Origin of the sequence: Enterobacter hormaechei subsp. hoffmannii, from assembly GCF_001729745.1 — a bacterium.
Lineage (GTDB): Bacteria > Pseudomonadota > Gammaproteobacteria > Enterobacterales > Enterobacteriaceae > Enterobacter > Enterobacter intestinihominis.
The window spans coordinates 1,878,441-1,901,206 of record NZ_CP017186.1 but is presented as its reverse complement, the minus strand read 5'-3'; the positions used below and the strand labels follow the sequence as shown (position 1 = coordinate 1,901,206).

Here is a 22,766-nt window from a genome sequence, read left to right as displayed (position 1 = left end):
TACCCTTTTACTAGTCGACTGGTCTACTCAGGAGCCATTATGTCCGCTGAAAAGCTATTTACCCCACTGAAAGTGGGTGCCGTTACTGCCCCAAACCGCGTGTTTATGGCCCCACTTACCCGTCTGCGCAGCATCGAGCCGGGAGATATCCCAACGCCATTGATGGGTGAGTATTACCGTCAGCGCGCCAGCTCGGGCCTGATTATTTCCGAAGCCACGCAGATTTCTGCCCAGGCCAAAGGCTACGCCGGTGCGCCGGGTCTGCACAGCCCGGAACAGATCGCCGCGTGGAAAAAAATCACCGCAGGCGTTCATGCTGAAGATGGCCGTATTGCGGTTCAGCTGTGGCACACCGGTCGTATCTCGCACAGCAGCATCCAGCCTGGCGGTCAGGCGCCCGTTTCTGCCTCTGCCCTGAATGCGAATACCCGCACTTCCCTGCGCGATGAAAACGGTAATGCTATTCGCGTCGACACCACCACGCCACGCGCGCTTGAGCTGGACGAGATCCCGGGGATCGTGAATGATTTCCGTCAGGCCGTCGCCAACGCCCGTGAAGCGGGCTTCGACCTGGTTGAGCTGCACTCTGCGCACGGCTACCTGCTGCACCAGTTCCTGTCACCGTCTTCCAATCAGCGTACCGACCAGTACGGCGGCAGCGTTGAAAACCGCGCGCGTCTGGTGCTTGAAGTGGTAGATGCCGTGTGTAATGAGTGGAGCGCAGATCGCATTGGTATTCGAGTTTCCCCAATTGGTACCTTCCAGAACGTCGACAACGGTCCGAACGAAGAAGCGGATGCGCTGTATCTGATTGAAGAGCTGGCTAAACGCGGTATCGCGTATCTGCACATGTCCGAGCCGGACTGGGCAGGCGGCAAGCCCTACAGCGAAGCCTTCCGCCAGAAAGTTCGCGAGCGCTTCCACGGCGTGATTATCGGGGCGGGCGCTTATACGGCAGAGAAAGCCGAGGATCTGATCGGTAAAGGTCTGATCGACGCCGTGGCCTTTGGCCGTGATTACATTGCTAACCCGGATCTGGTTGCCCGTTTGCAGAAGAAAGCCGAACTGAACCCGCAGCGCCCTGAAAGCTTCTATGGCGGCGGCGCGGAAGGTTATACCGACTACCCTTCACTGTAATCCCGCTTTGTACATTGATAGCGGCGACCTTTCGCCGCTATACTAAAACATCGTTTCTGTTCAAAAAGATAATCCATTCCACTGGTTAATGAGGAAATTATGCGCCTACTTCACACCATGCTGCGCGTTGGCGACCTGCAACGTTCCATCGATTTCTACACTAACGTTCTGGGCATGAAGCTGCTGCGCACCAGCGAAAATCCGGAATATAAATACTCTCTGGCGTTTGTCGGTTACGGCCCGGAATCTGAAGAAGCGGTCATCGAGCTGACCTACAACTGGGGCGTGGACAGCTACGAGCTGGGTACGGCTTACGGCCACATCGCGCTGGAAGTGGATAACGCGGCTGAAGCCTGCGAACGTATCCGCAGCAATGGCGGTAACGTCACCCGTGAAGCCGGTCCGGTTAAAGGTGGCACCACCGTGATTGCGTTTGTTGAAGATCCGGACGGGTATAAAATCGAACTGATCGAAGCTAAAGACGCTGGTCGCGGTCTGGGCAATTGATCCCGCAGGGCGCACTATGCGCCCGTTGTTTTGCTGCATCCCCTCTCAAAATTTGCCATAATGCGCACTGCTTTTTCCCCCTTGTAAGAGACCCTGATGTCCGATAACGCTCAATTTACCGGTCTGTGCGACCGTTTTCGTGGTTTTTATCCCGTTGTCATTGATGTAGAAACAGCCGGATTTAACGCTAAAACCGATGCGCTGCTAGAGATTGCCGCCATCACGCTGAAGATGGATGAACAGGGCTGGCTTGTACCGGACACCACGCTGCATTTCCACGTTGAACCCTTTGAAGGGGCAAACTTACAGCCAGAGGCGCTGGCCTTTAACGGTATCGATCCGACAAACCCGCTGCGCGGGGCGGTAAGCGAATACGAGGCGCTGCACGCCATTTTCAAAATGGTGCGCAAAGGCATGAAAGAGAATGACTGTAGCCGCGCCATCATGGTGGCCCACAACGCTACGTTCGATCACAGCTTCACCATGGCTGCCGCCGAGCGCGCCTCGCTAAAGCGTAATCCATTCCATCCGTTTGTGACCTTCGACACCGCCGCGCTGAGCGGCCTGGCGCTGGGGCAAACCGTGCTCTCTAAAGCCTGCATCACGGCGGGTATTGCGTTTGACGGCACTCAGGCGCATTCCGCGTTATACGATACCGAGCGTACGGCGGAGCTGTTCTGTGAGATCGTCAACCGCTGGAAACGTCTGGGTGGCTGGCCGCTGCCGATGGGCGACGAGGCCGATCTTCAATCGTAGACTGGGTAATCAACAGCCCCACAGGACAAAAAAAAGCGACCAACATAATGTGGTCGCTTTTTTATATCCGCAGAAAACTTATTCTGCGTCCGGCTCTTCGGTTTTATACTTCGCCGCAGTCTCTTTGATCAGCTGTTGCAGTTCGCCGCGCTGATACATTTCAATCAGAATATCACAGCCGCCAACCAGTTCACCGTCAACCCACAGCTGTGGGAAGGTCGGCCAGTTTGCGTATTTTGGCAGCTCAGCGCGGATGTCCGGGTTTTGCAGGATATCAACGTAAGCAAAACGCTCACCACAGGCGGACAGCGCCTGAACCGCTTGCGCGGAGAAGCCGCAGCTTGGCAGCTTCGGAGAACCTTTCATGTACAGGAGAATCGGGTTTTCAGCGATCTGGCGCTGAATTTTTTCAATAGTGGTGCTCATGTCTTGCTTCCTTTAACTTCTGTTACGGCATCAGTCTGACATTGTAGCGGGTCAGGCCGACATCGGAAAATAACATTTTTGTCACGTCTCATTATTTTATCCGCTATCGCGTAAAGTTGCATTGATAATGACGTTTAAGGCTGCGCGCCGTGCGGTTTTGCTTAAGGAGCGAACAAGAGTGCGACAGAATGGTGAATTTTTTTGCACTTGCTAACGAAACACATTTTTTGAATGAAAAATGCTATTAACTTATTCCGATTTTATGGATTAGAATCGACTGGTTTTGTAAATCTCATGCGGGTATGTATTTTGGCTCGCACTTATCAGGGGACTGCCCAGTGGCGCGGATAACTAAAATCTCGATGACGCTCTGTGCTTTACTGTTTACCACACTCCCATTTACGCCAGCGGCGAACGCCTCCGAACAGGCGCGGCATTCTGCTGTACAAAAAACGCATCTGGCAAAAACCACAGAACGTAAGAAAAAAACCACCAGCAAAACAGTAAAGAAGAAAACCACCGCTCACACCAAAAAGACCGCCTCCAGTAAAACCAAAACTCTCCGTTCCGGCACGCACAAAACCACTCGCACGACCGCCAGCCTGGTGAATGATAAATGCACCGTGCGCAAAGGCCATAAAACGAAATGCGCAAAAGTGACGAAGCTGGCTGACGTGCATAAAGCGCGTATGCAGAAAGCGCAAAAAACGGCGATGAATAAACTGATGGGGCAAATAGGTAAACCATATCGCTGGGGTGGCACCTCTCCGCGCACCGGTTTTGACTGTAGTGGGCTGGTTTATTATGCCTATAAAGATCTGGTGAAGTTTCGCATTCCACGCACCGCCAATGAGATGTACCATCTGCGCGACGCCGCGCCTGTAAACCGTGGCGAACTGCAAAATGGCGACCTGGTGTTCTTCCGCACCCAGGGACGCGGCACGGCCGATCACGTTGGGGTGTATGTGGGTAACGGTAAATTTATCCAGTCACCGCGCAGCGGTCAGGACATACAGATCACCTCCCTCAGCGAAGATTATTGGGTGCGCCACTATGTGGGTGCGCGCCGAGTGATGACGCCAAAAACCATTCGCTAGACCCTGCCCTGCCGCCTCCGTGGCGGGGTAAGTTCCTCTTTTGCATACTCTTTCAATTTGCTATTCTGTCCTTGTTGTCTGTAGGGTTATTGGCAACGTATAAAACTATAAGGAGAGTAGCAATGTCGTTCGAATTACCTGCACTACCGTATGCAAAAGACGCCCTGGCTCCGCACATTTCTGCGGAAACCCTGGAGTACCATTACGGCAAGCACCACCAGACCTATGTCACCAACCTGAATAACCTGATCAAGGGCACCGATTTTGAAGGCAAAACGCTGGAAGAGATTGTGCGCAGTTCAGACGGTGGCGTATTCAACAACGCCGCCCAGGTGTGGAACCACACCTTCTACTGGCACTGCCTGGCTCCAAATGCAGGCGGAGAACCTACCGGTGAGCTGGCCGCAGCGATTAACGCCGCGTTCGGCAGTTTCGCGGATTTCAAAGCGAAATTTACTGACGCAGCCGTTAAAAACTTTGGCTCCGGCTGGACCTGGCTGGTAAAAGAGGCTGATGGCAAACTGGCTATCGTTTCCACTTCTAATGCGGGTACCCCTCTGACCACCAGCGCAACGCCGCTGATGACCGTGGACGTATGGGAACACGCCTATTACATTGATTACCGTAATGCGCGCCCGAACTACCTGGAACATTTCTGGGCACTGGTTAACTGGGAATTTGTTGCGAAGAACTTCGCCGCATAAGGGACACGCAGAAGGGGCAACCCTTCTGCGTTTTTATTTATTCCGCCGTACACACCGCTTCTGGCTGTTTACGCCCGGACATCAACACCAGCAGCAAGCCGAGTGCGGCAATGATCGCCCCCATCACCGGCACAAAGCTGTAACCCAAACCACTGGAGATCACCGCCCCGCCCGCTGCGGCCCCCAACGCATTGCCCAGGTTAAACGCACCGATATTCACGGACGAAGAAAGCCCCGGCGCCTCATGCGCAACACGCATCACGCGCATCTGCAACGGCGGCACCACGGCAAAGGTTGCGGCGCCCCACACCACCATGGCGACCGCGGCGCCCACTTCGTTACGCGCCAGCCACGGGATCGCCACCATGATGACAATCAGCAGCGTTAAAAAACCTTTCAGCGTCCCGCTGACGGAGCGGTCGGCAAATTTCCCGCCGAGATAGTTGCCAATCGAGAACCCGACACCAATCAGCACCAGCATCGCGGTAACAAAGAGTGGCGTTGCGTGGGTTATGTCGTGCAGCACCGGGGAGATATAGGTGTAGAGCGTAAACATCGCCCCTGCCCCCAGCACCGTGGTGAGCAGCGCGGACAACACCTGAGGACGCATCAGCACCGCCAGCTCTTTACGTACTTCCGGACGTTCTCCCGCACTTCCTTTCGGCAGCGAGAAGAACAGCGCGACCATCGCGACCACGCCCAGTCCGGCGGTTGCGAGGAAAGACATACGCCAGCCGATGGCTTCTCCCAGCCAGGTGGCAGCGGGAACGCCGCCGATATTAGCGATGGTGAGGCCCATAAACATAGTGGCTACCGCGCTGGCCTGCTTATGTTTTGGCACTACGCTTGCGGCAACAACCGAGCCCAGCCCGAAGAAAGCGCCGTGGTTCAGGCTGGTCAGAATACGGGAAAGCATCAGCGTGGTGTAATCCGGCGAAATCGCGGAAAGCACATTTCCGAGAGTAAAAATTGCCATCAGGAAAATCAGCGCATTGCGTCGCGCGCGGTGCGAAAGCAGCAGCGTCATCAGCGGCGCACCCACCATCACGCCGATCGCGTAGGCGCTGATCAACATACCGGCCGCAGGGATAGAGACGTCCACGCCCCGGGCGATAACAGGCAATAACCCCATCGGGGAGAATTCAGTGGTGCCAATCCCAAAGGCGCCAATCGCCAGGGCCAGCAGGGGAAAATTGATTTTCATGAATAAACTCCGGATACCGTGCCGTTACCCGGCACAGAACTAAGAAGTCAAAAGCATGACATCAATCACAAAAAATGAGAAGTTAACATTTTGGCAAAAGATTTTTGCCGGAAAGATAACAATAGCGGCAAGCGAGGGAGAAAATTCTCCCTCCACCTAAATCAGTGCAGCGCAGCGGTTAAACCACCCGCAACAATCAGGGCAAGAACAACAATGGTGGTAAACAGCGAAAACTTCAGATCGGTACTCATCAATTTTTCTCCTTTTATTCACCCTACGAAAAGTGAGCTTGCTCATTTTTACACAGTTCAGGTCAAAAATCTTCCAGGATTTAAACGGATATCCACTTTACCTCTTCCCCTTTTCATCAAGATAGGACAAAATTCCACGCTAAATTTATTAGCGTACCGGCCACTGACCCCCTCCTGACGTCCTGTGTCGTTTTCCCGGCGTGTCGCAACTCATGTTTGCGTAATAAGGGTGAGAGAAGGCAAACGTTTACCTTCATTTTTTTCAGGAGCTTAGGATATGGTCTGGAGTGACATTTAATGGCAACAATTAAAGACGTAGCAAAACGCGCAAACGTTTCCACTACAACCGTATCACATGTTATTAACAAAACGCGTTTCGTCGCAGAAGAGACGCGTAATGCCGTTTGGGCAGCAATCAAAGAACTGCACTACTCGCCAAGTGCGGTCGCCCGTAGCCTGAAGGTTAATCACACCAAATCGATTGGCCTGCTGGCCACCAGCAGTGAAGCGGCTTACTTTGCTGAAATCATCGAAGCCGTTGAAAAAAACTGCTTTCAGAAAGGCTATACCCTGATTCTGGGCAACGCATGGAACAACATTGAAAAACAGCGCGCTTACCTGTCGATGATGGCGCAAAAGCGCGTCGACGGCCTGCTGGTCATGTGTTCTGAATACCCTGAGTCGGTGCTTTCCATGCTGGAAGAGTATCGCCACATTCCGATGGTGGTCATGGACTGGGGCGAGGCGCGCGCAGACTTCACCGACTCTGTTATTGATAACGCCTTTGAAGGCGGCTACATGGCCGGGCGTTATCTGGTAGAACGCGGGCATCGTGAAATTGGCGTGATCCCGGGCCCGCTGGAGCGTAACACCGGTGCTGGCCGTCTGGCCGGTTTCATGAAAGCGATGGAAGAGGCGCTGATTACCGTGCCGGAAAACTGGATTGTCCAGGGCGATTTCGAGCCGGAGTCGGGCTATCGCGCCATGCAGCAGATCGTCTCCCAGCCGCATCGCCCTACCGCTGTGTTCTGCGGCGGCGATATCATGGCAATGGGCGCGCTCTGCGCGGCGGATGAACTCGGCCTGCGCGTTCCGCAGGACATCTCGGTGATCGGCTATGATAACGTTCGCAACGCCCGTTTCTTTACCCCGGCGCTGACCACCATTCACCAGCCGAAAGATTCGCTGGGTGAAACGGCCTTCAATATGCTGATGGACAGGATCGTCAACAAGCGAGAACAGTCCCAGTCCATTGAGGTCCACCCGCGCCTGATTGAACGCCGTTCCGTTGCCGACGGTCCGTTCCGCGACTACCGACGTTAATCTCTTTACGGGGCCAGCTACGCTGGTCCCCGCAACCACTCCCGGTTCAGCGTTTCGCTGTCTCCCAGATAATCCAGCAGCCAGGCCATGGCGGGCGAGACGTCGTTTTGCTGCCACGTCAGACAGCATGCAGCATCCGGGAAAGGGTTTTCCAGCGTCAGAGCCACCCACTCTCCCGCGTCGATGCGCGGGCGCGCAAAATGCACCGGCACCATGCCAACGCACAGCCCCGCGCTCAGACAGGTGGCTGACGACTCCCAGTCCGGCGCAACCACGCGGCGCTGATTATCCAGCAGCCAGGTAATGCGCTTGGGCAGCGAGCGGGAGGTATCTTCCAGCACCAGCGAGGGCCAGTTGCGTAAGGTGTCATCACTCAGCGGCCCGTCCAGCGCCGCCAGCGGGTGATCGCGCGCGACCACGCAGGTCCAGCTCAGCATGCCCATGTCGCGGAACGCGTAGCGCCCGCCAACCGGGATCGCCTGGGTTGCACCAATCGCCATCTCCGCCCTGCCGTCCGCCAGCGCATCCCATACGCCGTTGAACACTTCCTGCGACACACGCAGTTCGACGTCGGAAAAATGACGATAGAAATCGACGATCATCTGCCGGGTCCGCTCCGGCTTAACGATGTTATCCACCGCGATAGCGAGATGCCCGCGCCAGCCGTTGGCGATCTGCTGGCACTGCTCACGGGTGATCTGCATTTTTTTGATAACAGACCGGCCTTCCTTCAAAAACCACGCGCCGGCAGGCGTGAGCTCCACGTCGCGATGACGCCGCTCGAACAGCGGGACCGCCAGCCACGCTTCCAGCTGGCGCACCGTATAGCTGATAGCCGAGGGAACGCGGTGCAACTCCTGGGCGGCACCAGTAAAGCTGCCGTTACGCGCCACGGCATCAACCACTTCAAGGGAATAATCTGACCACATCTTTAGCCTGCAAATTTTTTGAATGCACCCACCAAATATTAGCGTTTCACAAGCCGCTTTGCACTCCCTACACTCTGCGCCAACGTACACCTGCCTCCTCAGGAGAAAAAACAGTGCAACCCAGGAAAGGATTTTTAGTCTGGCTCGGCGGCTTAAGCGTGCTGGGCTTTTTGGCGACCGATATGTATCTGCCCGCATTCGCCGCGATGCAGGAAGATTTGCAAACCCCTGCCGCCGCCATCAGCGCCAGTTTGAGTTTGTTCCTCGCCGGCTTTGCTTTTGCGCAACTGCTCTGGGGGCCGCTCTCTGATCGTTTTGGCCGTAAGCCCGTCCTGTTGCTGGGACTGGCGATTTTTGCCGTAGGCTGTCTGGGCATGATGTGGGTCCGCGATGCCGCCTGGTTATTGGTGTTGCGCTTTATTCAGGCGGTCGGCGTCTGTGCCGCAGCGGTCACCTGGCAGGCGCTGGTGACCGATTACTACCCCGCCTCACGCACTAACCGCATCTTCGCCACCATCATGCCGCTGGTCGGCCTGTCTCCGGCGCTCGCTCCGCTGCTGGGCAGTTGGATCCTGGCGCATTTCGACTGGCAGGCCATTTTCGCCACGCTCTTTGCGATCACGCTGGTCCTGATGCTGCCCGCGTTCGGGCTTAAACCTGCGCATAAAAAAGAGACGCATCCGGACGCGAAGCCCATCACCTTTACCTCTTTACTGCGGGCGAAAGCCTATCGCGGTAACGTGCTGATTTATGCCGCCTGCTCTGCCAGCTTCTTTGCCTGGCTTACCGGTTCACCGTTCATTCTGCATGACATGGGCTACAGCCCGGCGGCTATCGGCCTGAGCTATGTACCACAGACCATCGCCTTCCTGGTGGGTGGCTATGGCTGTCGCGCCGCGCTGCAAAAATGGGAAGGCCAGCAGATGCTGCCCTGGCTGCTGGTGCTGTATGCGCTAAGCGTGATTGCGACCTGGGCTGTCGGCTTTATTCCCGGCGCCGGGCTTGCAGAAATTTTGATTCCGTTCTGCGTCATGGCGATCGCTAACGGGGCCATCTACCCTATCGTTGTAGCCCAGGCGCTGCGTCCATTCCCGCAGGCGACAGGCCGCGCTGCCGCGCTGCAAAATACCCTGCAACTTGGCCTGTGCTTCCTGGCAAGTCTCGTGGTCTCTGCGTTGATTGCAACCCCGCTGCTCACCACCACCAGCGTGATGCTGGTCACCGTTGTGCTGGCAGGATTGGGTTATCGCATGCAGTCCTCCGCCCATCGCGAGCAGAGTGAAAACGCGCAGACAGAAACGTCGCACGCCTGATTACGCGGGAAACTATGTTAAAAACCATTGATTAGGTTGCTAACAATTTTCTGTTGAATCACCAAATTTTGCGGCCTATACTGAATTTGGTTCGATTAAATACGATAAATATTAAGTGTTAACGGGAGCCGGAGCGCTCCCGTTTTACCATGGAAGGCATTTCGGCAAGGGTTATCTCCCTTCCTCTGTTCTACGTCGGATATTAGCCTCGCGGGCATTTACCGTGAGATTTCTCACAAACCAAAAAAGCGTCTACGCTGTTTTAAGGTTCTGATCACAGCAAGGTGATGGAGAAGCTATGAGTTCATCGTGTATAGAAGAAGTCAGCGTTCCGGACGATAACTGGTCCCGGATCGTCAGTGAACTGTTGGGACGTGCGGGCATTACGATTAATGGCTCATCCCCCTCCGACCCCCAGATTAAACATCCCGATTTTTTCAAACGCGTGTTACAGGAGGGATCGTTAGGGCTGGGTGAAAGCTATATGGACGGCTGGTGGGAGTGTGAGCGGCTGGATATGTTCTTCTCCAGCGTTTTACGCGCCGGTCTTGAAAATCAGCTCCCTCGTCATTTCAAAGATACGTTACGTATCGCCTCCGCCCGCCTGTTCAATCTGCAAAGTAAAAAGCGCGCGTGGATCGTCGGTAAAGAGCATTATGACCTGGGCAACGATCTTTTCAGCCGTATGCTTGACCCGTTAATGCAGTACTCCTGCGGATACTGGAAAAAAGCGACAACCCTGGAAGAGGCGCAGCAGGATAAGCTACAGCTGATTTGCGATAAGTTGCAGTTGCAGCCCGGCATGCGCGTGCTGGACATCGGCTGTGGTTGGGGCGGCCTTGCCTGGTTTATGGCGAAACATTACGGTGTCAGCGTAGTCGGCGTCACGATTTCATCTGAACAGCAGAAGATGGCACAGGAACGGTGTCTGGGTCTGGATGTCGATATTCGGCTTCAGGATTACCGCGACCTGAATGAGCAGTTTGATCGGATTGTTTCCGTGGGTATGTTCGAGCACGTGGGGCCAAAGAACTACAAGACTTATTTCGACGTCGCCGACCATAACCTGAAGCCTGACGGAATTTTCCTGCTACACACCATCGGCTCTAAACGCACCGATAACAATGTGGATCCCTGGATCAACAAATATATCTTCCCGAATGGTTGTTTACCCTCTGTTCGCCAGATTGCGAACGCCAGCGAACCGCATTTTATTGTGGAAGACTGGCATAACTTCGGCGCAGATTACGACACCACGCTGATGGCCTGGCATGAACGTTTCCAGGCTGCATGGCCTGAAATCGCCGACAACTATTCGGAACGATTCAAACGGATGTTTAGCTATTATCTGAATGCCTGCGCGGGTGCGTTCCGCTCGCGGGATATACAGCTGTGGCAGGTGGTGTTTAGTCGTGGGATTGAGCACGGCCTGCGCGTGGCCCGCTGAAAAATAACCCCGGTTACCCGGGGTTATTTTTTATTCTTCTTCCACGGCCTTTATTATCGCCGCCTCTTTCGCCGCCAGCACGCGCTCAACGGTATCCACGACCGCCTGGGTCTGCGGATCAATTTCGATATTTACGCGCTGCCCCAGTTTTTTTGCGCCAAGCGTAGTACGTTGCAGCGTTTCAGGAATTAAATGCACGCAAAAACGCGTTGGCGTCACTTCACCGACGGTCAGACTAATCCCATCGATGCCAATAAATCCTTTATAAAGGATGTATTTCATTAATGACGGATCCTGCACCTTAAACCAGATTTGACGGTTATTTTCCGAGGTCACGATTTTCGCCACTTCTGCGGTGGTCATAATATGGCCCGACATCAGATGCCCGCCAATCTCATCGCAGAATTTCGCCGCACGTTCAACGTTGACGGTATCCCCCACCACCAGCTCACCCAGGTTAGTGATGCGCAGCGTCTCTTTCATTAAATCAAAGCTTATCTGGTTACCGTTAATTTCGGTCACCGTCAGGCAGCAGCCGTTATGCGCTATCGACGCCCCGGTTTCAATGCCGTCGAGCATATATTCAGGCAGCTCAACTACGTGAGTGCGGAAATTCGGTTTTTCATCAATGGACACCACTTTGGCAGTGCCCTGCACAATACCAGTAAACATGCTTACAGCTCCTGTTCATTCCGAACGGCGATGACACCGTATAATCCCACCACAATAACAGTTGAAAAAACAGGTTGCCAGTGATGCGCAATTTCTGGCGATTTTTTCACTAGATAATTAGTTAAACCCCGCTACAATAGCTGGCATCCCTCTGTTTTTTCTTCTTGCTGCCAGTAACGGCGGCCTTTTTAGTCTCTCAAATAACTACAATACAAAGGTGTTCACGTGCAGAAGTATATGATCGAAGCGCGTCAGTTATTGGCACTGGCCATACCGGTGATCGTCGCGCAGGTAGCCCAAACCGCAATGGGATTTGTGGATACGGTAATGGCCGGTGGTTACAGCGCCACCGATATGGCCGCCGTGGCGATCGGAACCTCAATCTGGCTCCCGGCCATTCTGTTTGGTCACGGCCTGCTGCTGGCGCTGACGCCCGTTATCGCGCAGCTTAACGGCTCCGGTCGACGCGACCGCGTAGCCCATCAGGTGCGCCAGGGCTTCTGGCTGGCCGGGGGTGTCTCCGTCCTGATTATGATCGTCCTGTGGAACGCCGGGTATATTATTCGCGCCATGCATAATATCGACCCGGCGCTGGCAGATAAAGCAGTCGGTTATCTGCGCGCCTTGCTCTGGGGCGCGCCCGGTTATCTCTTCTTCCAGGTGGCTCGTAACCAGTGTGAAGGGCTGGCAAAAACCAAGCCGGGCATGGTGATGGGCTTTATCGGCTTGCTGGTGAACATTCCCGTGAACTACATCTTCATCTACGGTCATTTTGGCATGCCGGAACTCGGCGGCGTGGGCTGTGGCGTGGCGACGGCTGCGGTGTACTGGGTGATGTTCGGCTGTATGCTCACCTACGTTAAACATGCGCGATCCATGCGCGACATTCGTAACGACACCGCCTTTAGCACGCCTGACTGGTCGATGATGAGCCGCCTTACCCAACTGGGTCTGCCCATTGCGCTGGCGCTGTTCTTTGAAGTGACGCTGTTTGCCGTTGTCGCCCTGCTGGTCTCGCCGTTAGGGATTATTGACGTGGCAGGCCACCAGATCGCCCTGAACTTCAGCTCTTTGATGTTCGTCCTGCCGATGTCCCTGGCTGCTGCGGTGACGATTCGCGTGGGCTTCCGTCTGGGGCAAGGCTCGACGCTGGATGCGCAAACGGCAGCCCGCACCGGGCTGGGCGTCGGCGTCTGCATGGCAGTCTGTACCGCGCTCTTTACCGTGCTGTTGCGTGAGCAAATTGCCCTGCTCTATAACGACAACCCGGAAGTAGTGACTCTGGCCTCGCATTTGATGCTGCTGGCGGCCATTTATCAGATCTCTGACTCCATCCAGGTAATTGGCAGCGGCGTGCTGCGTGGGTATAAAGATACGCGTTCCATCTTCTTTATCACCTTTATCGCTTACTGGGTTCTGGGCCTGCCGAGTGGGTATATTCTGGCGCTCACGGATCTGGTGGTGGATCGCATGGGGCCAGCCGGATTCTGGATGGGCTTTATCATCGGCTTAACGTCTGCAGCCATTATGATGATGCTGCGCATGCGCTTCCTGCAACGTCAGTCGTCTGCGGTCATTTTGCAACGCGCTGCGCGTTAATGACACAGTAGCCGCCGGCTGGCGGCTACTTTCTCTTCACTTTGCGCGGTATTGAAGCAATCGCGTGAAATCAGAGAGAAAAATGCATTTTCCCTCTTGCCACCTTGGGGCTGTGCCGCTAATATTCGTCCCCGTTGTCACCGACAACACAATGCGTTCATAGCTCAGTTGGTTAGAGCACCACCTTGACATGGTGGGGGTCGTTGGTTCGAGTCCAATTGAACGCACCATTCTGCGTCCGTAGCTCAGTTGGTTAGAGCACCACCTTGACATGGTGGGGGTCGGTGGTTCGAGTCCACTCGGACGCACCATTTCAGTCCTGAAATGGTGCAAAAATCCTCTTCTGAACGTCTTAATTTTTCCCTTCATTGAATGACTTAACCTTTCTCCTGCTACGCTTGTTGTATGGTTCAGAAACGCAGGAACGCTTTCGATGAAAAAAATCGCCATTATCGGCTCAGGCCCAACAGGGATTTACACCTTTTACTCACTTCTTAACAACGCAGCACCGCTGTCGATCACCGTGTTCGAAAAAGCAGACCAACCCGGCGTAGGGATGCCCTACAGCGACGAGGATAACTCCCGGCTAATGCTGGCGAATATCGCCAGTATCGAAATCCCGCCCATTTTTATCACCTACCTCGACTGGCTCAAACAGCAGAGTGAAGCCCATCTTGCCCGCTATAACGTCGACAAAGACAGACTGAATGAACGGCAGTTTCTGCCGCGTATTCTGCTGGGTGAATATTTCCATGACCGCTTTCTCGCCGTCGTTGCCGAGGCGAAAAAGGCTGGGTTTCATATCGAGGTTCACCCCAATGCAGAAGTCACTGATATTAAGGCTGATGCAGACGGCGTGGCCCTATCAGTGAACGATGCCCCTTTCTCAAGGCGGTTTGATCTTGCAGTGGTCGCCACCGGTCACGTCTGGCCTGATGAAGATGAATCCACCCGCGACTATTTCCCAAGCCCATGGTCGGGGCTGATGGACGCGGATATCCGAGCCTGTGAGGTGGGGATTATGGGTACCTCCCTCAGCGGACTGGACGCTGCTATGGCGGTAGTAATGCAGCATGGTCGCTTTAGCGGGGAGCAGTTCGTTGTCAATAAAGGTAGTGAGGGGCTAAACATCACGCTGATGTCCCGCTCGGGCGTTCTTCCGGAGGCCGACTTTTACTGCCCTATCCCTTATGAACCGCTGTCGGTGTTAACGGAGTCTGTGGCAGAAAGCGAAATTGCCAAAGGCCCTGACGGGCTGCTTGACCGCATCTTTGCGTTGATGGTGAAAGAGCTTGAGCTGGCCGATCCGCGCTGGTGCCAGGCGATAACGATCGGCACGCTAAATGCTGACACGCTTCGTGATGTCTGGTTTGAGGATCGTAAAAAGCATGGTCCTTTCACCTGGGCCGAAGCGAATCTGAAAGAAGTGGAGCGCAATAAGTGCGAGAAACGCACCGTTGCCTGGCGCTATACCGTGCTTCGTCTGCATGAAGTAGTTCAGGCCATTGTCCCTTCACTCAATGAACGTGACAGAGAACGGTTTAAATCCGGGCTGGAGCGTGTGTTTATTGATAACTATGCCGCCATTCCACCGCAGTCTATCCGCCGGTTACTGGCACTGCGCGAGGCAGGGATCATTAGCGTAGTCGCACTCGGTGATGATTACGCCCTGGATATCGGCAGCGATCAGACCGTCATCACCACGAAAGAAAAGCGTTATCGCTTCGACGTCTTTATCGATGCCCGCGGGCAGAAACCGCTCAGAAATAAAGATATTCCCTTCCCGACGCTGCGCAAACAGCTTGAGGAAACGGGGGATGAAATACCGGACGTGGGGGAAGACTACACGTTGCTGTCACCTGCGTCTCTGCGCGGACGTATCGCTTTTGGGGCGATCCCCTGGCTGATGCACGATCATCCGTTTGTTCAGGGTTTGTCTGAGTGCGCTGAAATTGGTAAAGCGATGGCGAAAGCGGCGGGGAATCCTGCATCTGGCGTGCGACGGAAGTTACCTTACACGGAGTTTTAACAGGGCTTCCCTGCCCTGCGGTGTCGGATTACTCGAAGAAGACTTCCGGGTTTTCCGACAGCGATACGAAGGTTTTAGTGTTCTTGTCCAGGGCAAGGATTTTGCCGCTTTCGATGTCATATACCCAGCCGTGCAGGCGAATGGCGTTGTTGCGCAGGCCTACCGCCACCGACGGATGGGTCTTGATGTTGCTCAGCTGAGCAAAGACGTTCTCCTGCACCATCGCATTCACTTTATCGATTGGCTGATCCCAGGTTTTCTTCTCAACCACCGCTTTTGCCGCATCAGAATAGCGCAGCCAGTGGGAAACGGCTGGCATCGGCTCCAGATCGGCGTTGTCAGCAATCGCCTTCATCGCGCCGCAGTTGGAGTGGCCGCAAATAACAATATCGGTCACGCCGAGGGCCACTACCGCGTATTCGATGGTTGCAGAGACACCGCCAGGCTCCGGCCCGAACGGTGGCACAATGTTGCCCGCGTTTCGAATGACAAAGAGCTGTCCTGGCTCCTGCTGCGTGACCAGTTCCGGAACCAGACGGCTGTCGGAGCAGGAGATAAACAGCGCTTTGGGATTCTGACTGGACGCTAAACTACGAAAAAGCTCTTTACGTTGCGGGAAAATCTCTTTTTGAAAGCTGAGAAAACCTTCAATGATATGTTGCATAGCCATTTCTCTTTTATCTGTTTTAGTTTAGGTATGATCGCGATCACACTCGTAAAATTTAACCACCGTGCCTTAGCGGAGACAAGCAATATATTTCTGGCCCGACCGCTGCACAATCTCATCTGCGTTCGCCGGGATGTTTTGCCCTTCAAAGGCCCCGTACAGTCGCTGGTACGTTTTCCCGGTCAGTCGACCGATCACCGCCTCAACGGTGCGGGCAGGCAGCGGCAGCATATTCGGATAACTCCACATAAACGACACGGCGTCCTTACCAGGCGTAACCTGCAAAATATCACCGGCCAGCAGCACGCCGTCGCCTGACTGCCAGTGCAGCACCGTGCCGCCTGCAAAATGCCCGCCCAGACGCAGCAGCGTCACCGACGGCATAATCTCCAGGGCGTCCTCCTCCCAGAAGCGTATCGCCGGACTGTCACGCATCACCCACTGCCGATCGCTGGCGTGCAGATAGATCGGCGCGTTAAACGCGGCGGCCCACTCCTGCATGGTGGTGTAGTAATGTGGGTGCGAAATCGCAATCGCGCTGATGCCCCCGAGCGCGTCAACTAACGCTCTGGTCGCCAGGTCAAGATTGGCGATGCAGTCCCACAGAACATTGCCCTGCGGCGTACTCAGCAGAAGCGCCCGCTGGTTGATGGCAAAAGCGGGAACGGTTTTGATGCTGAACAGCTGCGGCTCCAGCTGTTGCCATTTGTTGGTGTGCGTGGTCGTAAGGCTGACGAAGTCCGTCCATGCCTGGCCCGTCACCGGGACATACTGGCGCTCATCGTCGCAAATCGGGCAGTTTTTGGGCTGTTCATCGTAAGCGGTACCGCAGGTTTTACAGAGTGTAATCATCGGCTTTCCTCAGCAATAAAGCACTGAGTATGGCAGGGATTATCCATATGTGCTGAGGGGTGCCTGGCCCGCTTTTTTTGACTTATACTGTGCCAGTATCAAAAACTGAATAACGCAGGTGGCACATGGAAATTGATCTCGATAACTTAGTCTTTAACGGGCTGGATGAAGCAGAAGAGCGCAACGCGGAACGTCTCGACGATGCGGATAAAAAAGCCCAGGCGATTGTCGCCGATGACGACTGCGGCGATGCCTGCAAGATCTGAATACAGAGCACCGGCCATGCCGGTGCTTTTTTTATGAATTACTGTCCGGCCCCGTTAATGGCCGCCTGGGCACAGGCTTCATCAAGATGACCGCCCGGCGCACCGCCGATGCCAATCGCCCCAATCACCTCATCGCCCTCTTTTACCGGTAAACCACCCGCCAGCAGCAGGAAGCCGGGAACATCACGCATATTCTGCGCGCCCGCGTTAGTCTGTGCAGCTTCCATTACCTTGCCTGACGCGTTTTTCGTACTCAGCGCGGTATATGCCTTCATTTCGCTGGCTTTTACCGTATGTGGACCAGCGTTATCCGTGCGCTGCACCGCCTTAACAACCCCTGCGCGGTCAACCACGGTCACCGTAACCTGATAGTTCTTTACCATACAGGCCTTAACAGCAGACGTTGCCAGCGCGTTAGCCTGTGCCAGAGAGAGGCTTTTCTGATTCAGCGCATCCGCCCGTGCAGCCAGGCTTACGCTACCTGCAACCAGTGCCGCCACCATCAATACTTTTTTCATTGCACTTCCTCGAGTGTTGGGAGACAACCCGAGATTACTGAAGCGCGCGTTTACACGTAATTCGGTTGATTACGCACTCCACCTGGTAGTTATACGGATTGCAATTTGTCATAATCCCGGCTCGCCTGAACCAGGCTGCTGACGCCAAGCTTGGCAAACGCCGCCACGCGGTGCGCTTCCACGGTCCTCGGGGAGAGGTTAAGACGCGCAGCCGCCTCTTTGTTGCTGCATCCTTCCATCAGCACGGTCAACACCTCGTGCTCCCGCGCGGTTAGCTGTTCGAATCGCGCTTTAATCCGCGAGATATCCTGCCAGGCGGCAGATCGCCGCAGGCTCTCTTCGAAAGCCATGCCAACCGTTTCGATAAGCCTGTCGGCATCCAGGGGTTTGGTGAAGAACTCAAACACGCCGTTGCGAAACGCGCGACGGCAGGCGTCGACCGTTCCGTGCCCGGTCATGATAACGACTGGCAGCAGCGGCCAGGGCCATTCACCCTCTTCCAGCCAGGCAAGCCCGCTCTTGCCCGGCATGCGCATATCCAGAAGCAGACAGCCGACAAGCGCCGTTTCGCCGCCGTGCGCCAGCGTAAAGGCATCGACGCTCTCGAATGCCTTAACCTGCCAGCCCATTCCGGAGAGTAAAAACGTCAATGATTCCCTGATGGACTCATCGTCATCAATGAGCCAGACCACCTTATCCATGCTTTGTCTCCTTACCTTCTGCGAGCTGCAACCGGATCTGCGCCCCACCCTGCGGGGCGTTGCCCAGGGCAATCGAGCCGGTCATGCGGGTTATTAGCGTTTCGGTTAACGTCATCCCCAGCCCCGTTCCGCCGGGACGTCCGCTAAAGAAGGGCATAAAAGCGTTTTGCAGGGCCTCCGGGCTAAATCCCGGCCCGCCGTCAGTAAGCGTGACCAGAATGCCCTTCTCGTTTTTCTGGCTGTCGATTCGCACCCAGCCGTGCGTGCTCTCCTGCTGAGCCTGAATCGCATTGCTGAGCAGGTTGTGCAGTATCTGCTCCAGCCAGAGCCTGTCTGCCAGCACGGTCGTGGCGTCCGCTGCAAACGCGTGGATGACCGCGATACGGTTCGATTTGCGCTCGTGCTCCAGCAGGCTCTCAACCTGCTGCCAGCACTGCACCAGATCGGTTTCGCGCAGAGTCACCTTCTCCTGTACCACATGCTCGCGAAAGCGCGTCAGCAGGGCGCTGATGCGTTGCGTTTGCAGCAGCGCGGCCGCAAGCGCCTGCGGCACGGCCTGCGGATTAGCCTCGAGCTGTCGCTGCGCCCCCTGGATCCAGGTTTGCACGGCGGTAAGAGGCTGGTTAATTTCATGGACAATGCCCGCGGTGATCTCCCCCAGCGTGTTAAGCCTGGCATGCTGATAATAGCGGGCGCGCTGCTCGGCCTGCTGCCGCTGTTTGCGCTGCCAGAGCACGCTTCCCACGCCCGCAATCGCTACCCCCCACGTCAGAAAGAGCAGCAGGTAAGGCAGCAGGGAAACGCTGAACCAGTCAGGCTCTGCCTCGGCTGTAAGAACGAAGGGCTGGGTATGCTGCGGGAAAGCGCGCTGCCAGCGCCAGAAAGCGCCGGAGGATGGCGGACCATCGCCGTTCGTGACGTTAAGATGCAGCTGCGCAAAGCTATGGCGCGCGGGAATCAGCGCGCTTAGGTCGACCAGCACGCGTATCTGCCGCCAGGGATTGTATAACCAGTACTGCACCCCGCGAAACGGCTCCACACGCGGGGCGTCCAGCGCACGCCCCGCGGTTTTTTCCAGGGCCAGGACAGAAGGAAACTTTTTGCGTAACGCGGTAATATCTTCATCGCCGCTCAGAAGCGGAAGCACCGATTCGTTTTGCGTCAGCACCGCGCCGATCGCCGAATAGCGTGCCGTAAACTCGCGATCGCGCTCCCAGTACTGGCGACGTATCTGTTCCGCATAAAGCAGCATACCGCTTATCAGGCAGACCGCCACCCATGCAGCGATGCTGCGCTTTATCATCTTATTTAAGCTCATAGCGTTAACGGCGCAGTCATTCAGGCTGTCGACATTACCAGCTAACGCTGTTGAGAACAAAAAAACGCGGGCGTTATCAGATCTCCGGCGTTTTGCTAAACCCGGTCAGCATCAGGATCAGGCTTTGTTGAGATGACCCCGTCTCAAACTGATAGTGGTTTCCCTGACGATCGCCGCCGATATACCACGAAATTTCAGTTTTCCCTTCTGCCAGCGCCTTGCGTACCGCTTTATCGACATCCACCATCCGGTATTCGCGGGAGTGGTTCAGGTAAAGCACCGCATCCGAGCGATAGTTGCAGGACGGCCGTGAATGCCAGCTCACGGTGGCCGGATCCCAGTCGCTGCTCGCCGGATAGAAGAAGATTTGATCCGCGCCGTTGGTTTCCACTTTCCCGCCATAAATTCTCACGCGGTATTTAAACTGGGCAGGATCCTGTCCGGCAGGCAGCGGAGGAATGTTGAACTTCACCAGCGACAATGTTTCGCTGTTTTTCATCCTTCCGCCGTTCTTCCAGTTGTCCTGCACCAGTAAGACCTGGGGATCGGGTTGTGAAAGTGCGGGTTCCATGCTGCTGAGCCAGACGTTGGCCTTCGCTTTTGAATAACCATACGGCACGGTGGTGCCGCAATCCATTCCGCGGTTCATGCACAGGTCGGTCATAAAGCGCGCGGCATCTTCCGTCCAGCCGTTCATGAAGTCAGCATGCGCCGTATACAGGCTCCCCCATCGCTCTTCACGTTCACTGCCATGCATGGTGGGGTCGAGGGAAAGCTGGACTTTACTGGTATCCAGAGAGCTAATTGTCGGAAGCACGTACGCAATATTCATGTTCACCGTCGGGATCTTCACCGGGAAGGCGGACGGACACTGTCCTTTCGTATCGTAGGTGGCGTTAGCCAGGCCGTGGGCGGGCTTCAGGTTGACCCCGTCCCAGCAGTTCGGGAACTGAATGCCGATATTAAACTGCACGGCATCCTTCGCCTTGCGTAAGCCGCAGACTTCACCCGTTCTGGTGGTGTAGCCCTTGCCGTTGGCGCATAAAAAGGTGATATGTGGATTTGGCGCGGTGCCGTGATGATCGCCCGCCAGCAGCGACAGCCCCGCCGGGAACGGGTGCAGCGGCCAGGCGTCAACGTTCGATGCCTGATAATAGGTTTTTTGATAGGCGGGTTTGACCACCGTTCCGTCCGGTAATTTTAGCGACGGAGCCCAGTAGGCCGAGCTGTCTGCTTTGTTATCGCAGGTGGTCTTTTCCTGGGTACGCAGCGATTCACGGCTGGAGTAAGCATCCGTTTGCACGTTACCAAAAAAATCGTGCAGCATGGCCTCGTTGGGCATGCCGTACATCATAATGGCATCATCGCCGAGGGTATGGGAATAACTGCATACAACATGCGCCTGTGGACCAGCGTGTGCCGCCTGCATGGCAAGCAATAGCACGGTGGCAGAAAGCGCGGGGGTTAATACTGTCCGTTTCATTATCATCTCCATCTGAGAAAGGAGATAGTGGTAACAAAACGGCTATCGTTTACCGAGGATTAGCCAGGGCATTTTTCCCTTCATTCTCACTTTACACGCATCACGCACAGCTCATTCCAGTACATTTCGCGCGTCCGGCGAAGTTCAGCGTGACGTTTTAACATAGAACCACTCCGGGTCGATGTTGGCTACGTCCACGCCATAGAGGCTGGCGACAGGCAGTATTGACTCAAGAACACGTTGCGCGCTGTTCTCCGCATTCGCTGGTCGGGGCGCAAAAAACCGCCGTAACGTGCTTATCCATTTTTTCATCGTCATTACCCTTCTCGCTTAACCTGGACTCAGTTAAACACGCCTTCATCATGAAGAGGAAATAACAATAATGACTGTTGATATGCGGGAACTGAAAAACTCGCGAGACGCTTCGTCCTAACCGGCCAGCGCTTTAACCACCGTTTCCATCGCTTTGGTGGTCAACTCACTGCGCTTAACGCGCTGGTTCGCCAGCGCGGTACGCAGTACCCCGGCAATCACGATATGCTTGGGCTCCTGCCCTAAGTCACGCATCTCCAGAACGACCTTGCCAACCACCCGACACATCTCCTGGTACAGCGCTTCGTCTTTGGTCACATTGCCCATTGCCATCACTCCGTTGCCCTAAACCGTCAGCTTAAATCATTCGTCGGCTGGATACAAAAAAGAAGCCCGGCGTGTTGTTCGCCGGGCTTCGTCTGGAAAATCAGGCGATTAGTTGTTTACCGGGATGACCGCGCCTTTGTATTTGGTGCGGATCCAGTCCTGAATCTCTTTGGAGTGCAGCACGTTCACCAGCGCGACGATATCCTTCTTCTTCTCATCACCGCGATGAACGGTAATGATGTTGGCGTACGGGTTATTCTCACCGCTTTCAACCGCAATTGGATCGTGGACCGGATCCAGACCGGCATCAATTGCGTAGTTGGCGTTGATCACCACCGCAGCACCTTCGTCGTTGTTGTACATCTGCGGCAGCAGAGATGCCTCGACGTTAGGGGTGAATTGCAGCTTTTTCGGGTTCTCCACAATATCACTGATGCGCGCGGTCACTTTATCGATGCCTGGCTTCAGCTTGATCACGCCCTCTTTTTCGAAGATGGAGAGAATACGCCCTTCCTCGGAAACCGCATCACGCATGATGATTTTGCCGCCTTCCGGCAGATCCTTCAGCGATTTGTATTTTTTTGAATAGATACCGATCGGCTCAATGTGGATTGCGCCTGCACTGACAAAATCATAATCCTTATCGCCCGCATGATCTTTAAGCACGCTGTTCAGGTAAGGGATGTGCTGGAAATAGTTGGCATCAATGTCATGCCCTGCCAGCGCCGTGTTTGGCAGAATGTAGTCCTGGAACGGTTTAATCTCCAGATCGATCCCCTGCTTCGCCAGAATCGGCTTAGCCTGCTCCAGAATTTCCGCGTGCGGGGTGTTGGACGCCCCCACGGTGAGCGTGTCCGCCCAGGAGGCAAAGCTCAGGGCGCTCAGGGTGGCTGCGGCGATCAGTGTCAGTGTCTTTTTCATGATGTGG

The 22,766-nt window shown here is 55.1% G+C and carries 25 protein-coding genes and 2 tRNA genes; 13 read left to right on the top strand and 14 right to left on the bottom strand.

Going from position 1 to position 22,766, the window contains the following annotated elements; translation table 11 throughout:
* Positions 1-39: 39 nt before the first annotated feature.
* The 3 genes from nemA (at position 40) to rnt (ending at position 2,400) form a co-directional block, all read left to right on the top strand.
* On the top strand, positions 40-1,137 hold the full coding sequence (gene nemA / locus BFV65_RS08980; protein ID WP_023299948.1) for an alkene reductase: 1,098 nt from the start codon (positions 40-42) through the stop codon (positions 1,135-1,137).
* A 99-nt stretch (positions 1,138-1,236) separates the two neighbouring features.
* A complete protein-coding gene (gloA, locus tag BFV65_RS08975; protein WP_022647898.1) occupies positions 1,237-1,644 on the top strand; it encodes a lactoylglutathione lyase in 408 nt (135 codons plus the stop codon).
* Between the two features lie 96 nt (positions 1,645-1,740).
* Positions 1,741-2,400, top strand: a complete 660-nt coding sequence (gene rnt / locus BFV65_RS08970) for a ribonuclease T (protein ID WP_003857625.1) — start codon at positions 1,741-1,743, stop codon at positions 2,398-2,400.
* A gap of 78 nt (positions 2,401-2,478) precedes the next feature.
* On the opposite strand, the gene grxD is transcribed toward rnt, so the two are convergent.
* The gene (gene grxD, locus BFV65_RS08965; RefSeq protein WP_003832760.1) at positions 2,479-2,826 is read right to left on the bottom strand and encodes a monothiol glutaredoxin 4; all 348 of its coding nucleotides are present in this window, start codon (positions 2,824-2,826) and stop codon (positions 2,479-2,481) included.
* Positions 2,827-3,164: 338 nt separating this feature from the next.
* Here grxD and BFV65_RS08960 point away from each other — a divergent pair, with 338 nt between their 5' ends.
* Entirely contained in the window at positions 3,165-3,923 is a 759-nt protein-coding gene (locus BFV65_RS08960; protein ID WP_069596491.1) for a C40 family peptidase, read from the top strand.
* Between the two features lie 122 nt (positions 3,924-4,045).
* Complete coding sequence (gene sodB / locus BFV65_RS08955) at positions 4,046-4,627, top strand: superoxide dismutase [Fe] (RefSeq protein ID WP_017693553.1); 582 nt, start codon at positions 4,046-4,048, stop codon at positions 4,625-4,627.
* A 37-nt stretch (positions 4,628-4,664) separates the two neighbouring features.
* Here the strand turns inward: sodB and BFV65_RS08950 are convergent, their stop codons facing one another.
* Together BFV65_RS08950 and cydH are read right to left on the bottom strand one after the other, a co-directional pair.
* Complete coding sequence (locus BFV65_RS08950; RefSeq protein WP_023299945.1) at positions 4,665-5,831, bottom strand: MFS transporter; 1,167 nt, start codon at positions 5,829-5,831, stop codon at positions 4,665-4,667.
* A gap of 161 nt (positions 5,832-5,992) precedes the next feature.
* Positions 5,993-6,082 carry a cytochrome bd-I oxidase subunit CydH gene (gene cydH / locus BFV65_RS23090; protein ID WP_003857632.1) on the bottom strand — a complete coding sequence of 30 codons (90 nt, stop codon included), beginning with the start codon at positions 6,080-6,082 and terminating at the stop codon, positions 5,993-5,995.
* Between the two features lie 297 nt (positions 6,083-6,379).
* Here cydH and purR point away from each other — a divergent pair, with 297 nt between their 5' ends.
* Positions 6,380-7,405, top strand: coding sequence for an HTH-type transcriptional repressor PurR (gene purR, locus BFV65_RS08940; protein WP_006809011.1), 1,026 nt, complete (start codon positions 6,380-6,382; stop codon positions 7,403-7,405).
* Positions 7,406-7,422: 17 nt separating this feature from the next.
* Here purR and punR read toward each other — a convergent pair whose 3' ends face one another.
* Positions 7,423-8,334: a DNA-binding transcriptional activator PunR gene (gene punR, locus BFV65_RS08935; protein WP_022647895.1), complete on the bottom strand. Its 912-nt coding sequence runs from the start codon at positions 8,332-8,334 to the stop codon at positions 7,423-7,425.
* 113 nt (positions 8,335-8,447) lie between these two features.
* Between punR and punC the strand changes: the two genes are divergently transcribed.
* Positions 8,448-9,647 carry a purine nucleoside transporter PunC gene (gene punC, locus BFV65_RS08930; RefSeq protein WP_069596490.1) on the top strand — a complete coding sequence of 400 codons (1,200 nt, stop codon included), beginning with the start codon at positions 8,448-8,450 and terminating at the stop codon, positions 9,645-9,647.
* Positions 9,648-9,945: 298 nt separating this feature from the next.
* Complete coding sequence (gene cfa, locus BFV65_RS08925) at positions 9,946-11,094, top strand: cyclopropane fatty acyl phospholipid synthase (RefSeq protein ID WP_069596489.1); 1,149 nt, start codon at positions 9,946-9,948, stop codon at positions 11,092-11,094.
* 30 nt (positions 11,095-11,124) lie between these two features.
* Here cfa and BFV65_RS08920 read toward each other — a convergent pair whose 3' ends face one another.
* The gene (locus BFV65_RS08920) at positions 11,125-11,766 is read right to left on the bottom strand and encodes a riboflavin synthase (protein WP_038415940.1); all 642 of its coding nucleotides are present in this window, start codon (positions 11,764-11,766) and stop codon (positions 11,125-11,127) included.
* 225 nt (positions 11,767-11,991) lie between these two features.
* On the opposite strand from BFV65_RS08920, the gene mdtK reads away from it, so the two are divergent.
* The 4 genes from mdtK to BFV65_RS08900 all read left to right on the top strand — a co-directional run bounded on the left by mdtK (position 11,992) and on the right by BFV65_RS08900 (position 15,394).
* Positions 11,992-13,365, top strand: coding sequence for an MdtK family multidrug efflux MATE transporter (gene mdtK / locus BFV65_RS08915; protein ID WP_032622176.1), 1,374 nt, complete (start codon positions 11,992-11,994; stop codon positions 13,363-13,365).
* 153 nt (positions 13,366-13,518) lie between these two features.
* A tRNA-Val gene (locus tag BFV65_RS08910) sits at positions 13,519-13,595 on the top strand.
* A 4-nt stretch (positions 13,596-13,599) separates the two neighbouring features.
* Positions 13,600-13,676 (top strand) — tRNA-Val (locus BFV65_RS08905).
* Positions 13,677-13,798: 122 nt separating this feature from the next.
* The gene (locus BFV65_RS08900; protein ID WP_069596488.1) at positions 13,799-15,394 is read left to right on the top strand and encodes an FAD-NAD(P)-binding protein; all 1,596 of its coding nucleotides are present in this window, start codon (positions 13,799-13,801) and stop codon (positions 15,392-15,394) included.
* A gap of 28 nt (positions 15,395-15,422) precedes the next feature.
* On the opposite strand, the gene BFV65_RS08895 is transcribed toward BFV65_RS08900, so the two are convergent.
* Positions 15,423-16,058 carry a carbonic anhydrase gene (locus tag BFV65_RS08895; RefSeq protein WP_045309087.1) on the bottom strand — a complete coding sequence of 212 codons (636 nt, stop codon included), beginning with the start codon at positions 16,056-16,058 and terminating at the stop codon, positions 15,423-15,425.
* 72 nt (positions 16,059-16,130) lie between these two features.
* Positions 16,131-16,913: an MBL fold metallo-hydrolase gene (locus BFV65_RS08890; protein ID WP_069596487.1), complete on the bottom strand. Its 783-nt coding sequence runs from the start codon at positions 16,911-16,913 to the stop codon at positions 16,131-16,133.
* Between the two features lie 125 nt (positions 16,914-17,038).
* Between BFV65_RS08890 and BFV65_RS23085 the strand changes: the two genes are divergently transcribed.
* On the top strand, positions 17,039-17,179 hold the full coding sequence (locus BFV65_RS23085) for a hypothetical protein (protein WP_003857665.1): 141 nt from the start codon (positions 17,039-17,041) through the stop codon (positions 17,177-17,179).
* Between the two features lie 38 nt (positions 17,180-17,217).
* Here BFV65_RS23085 and BFV65_RS08880 read toward each other — a convergent pair whose 3' ends face one another.
* The 7 genes from BFV65_RS08880 to BFV65_RS08850 all read right to left on the bottom strand — a co-directional run bounded on the left by BFV65_RS08880 (position 17,218) and on the right by BFV65_RS08850 (position 22,759).
* A complete protein-coding gene (locus tag BFV65_RS08880; protein ID WP_069596486.1) occupies positions 17,218-17,697 on the bottom strand; it encodes a GlcG/HbpS family heme-binding protein in 480 nt (159 codons plus the stop codon).
* A gap of 89 nt (positions 17,698-17,786) precedes the next feature.
* Entirely contained in the window at positions 17,787-18,398 is a 612-nt protein-coding gene (locus BFV65_RS08875; protein ID WP_069596485.1) for a response regulator transcription factor, read from the bottom strand.
* The gene (locus BFV65_RS08870) at positions 18,391-19,701 is read right to left on the bottom strand and encodes a sensor histidine kinase (RefSeq protein WP_023305997.1); all 1,311 of its coding nucleotides are present in this window, start codon (positions 19,699-19,701) and stop codon (positions 18,391-18,393) included. The genes BFV65_RS08875 and BFV65_RS08870 overlap by 8 nt, the downstream gene beginning before the upstream one ends.
* 91 nt (positions 19,702-19,792) lie before the next feature.
* The gene (locus BFV65_RS08865) at positions 19,793-21,199 is read right to left on the bottom strand and encodes a DUF1996 domain-containing protein (RefSeq protein ID WP_069596484.1); all 1,407 of its coding nucleotides are present in this window, start codon (positions 21,197-21,199) and stop codon (positions 19,793-19,795) included.
* A 144-nt stretch (positions 21,200-21,343) separates the two neighbouring features.
* On the bottom strand, positions 21,344-21,511 hold the full coding sequence (locus BFV65_RS23300; RefSeq protein ID WP_022647883.1) for a hypothetical protein: 168 nt from the start codon (positions 21,509-21,511) through the stop codon (positions 21,344-21,346).
* 117 nt (positions 21,512-21,628) lie between these two features.
* Entirely contained in the window at positions 21,629-21,838 is a 210-nt protein-coding gene (gene fumD, locus BFV65_RS08855) for a fumarate hydratase FumD (RefSeq protein ID WP_003857676.1), read from the bottom strand.
* Between the two features lie 108 nt (positions 21,839-21,946).
* On the bottom strand, positions 21,947-22,759 hold the full coding sequence (locus BFV65_RS08850; protein WP_003857677.1) for a MetQ/NlpA family ABC transporter substrate-binding protein: 813 nt from the start codon (positions 22,757-22,759) through the stop codon (positions 21,947-21,949).
* Between the last annotated feature and the right edge of the window lie 7 nt (positions 22,760-22,766).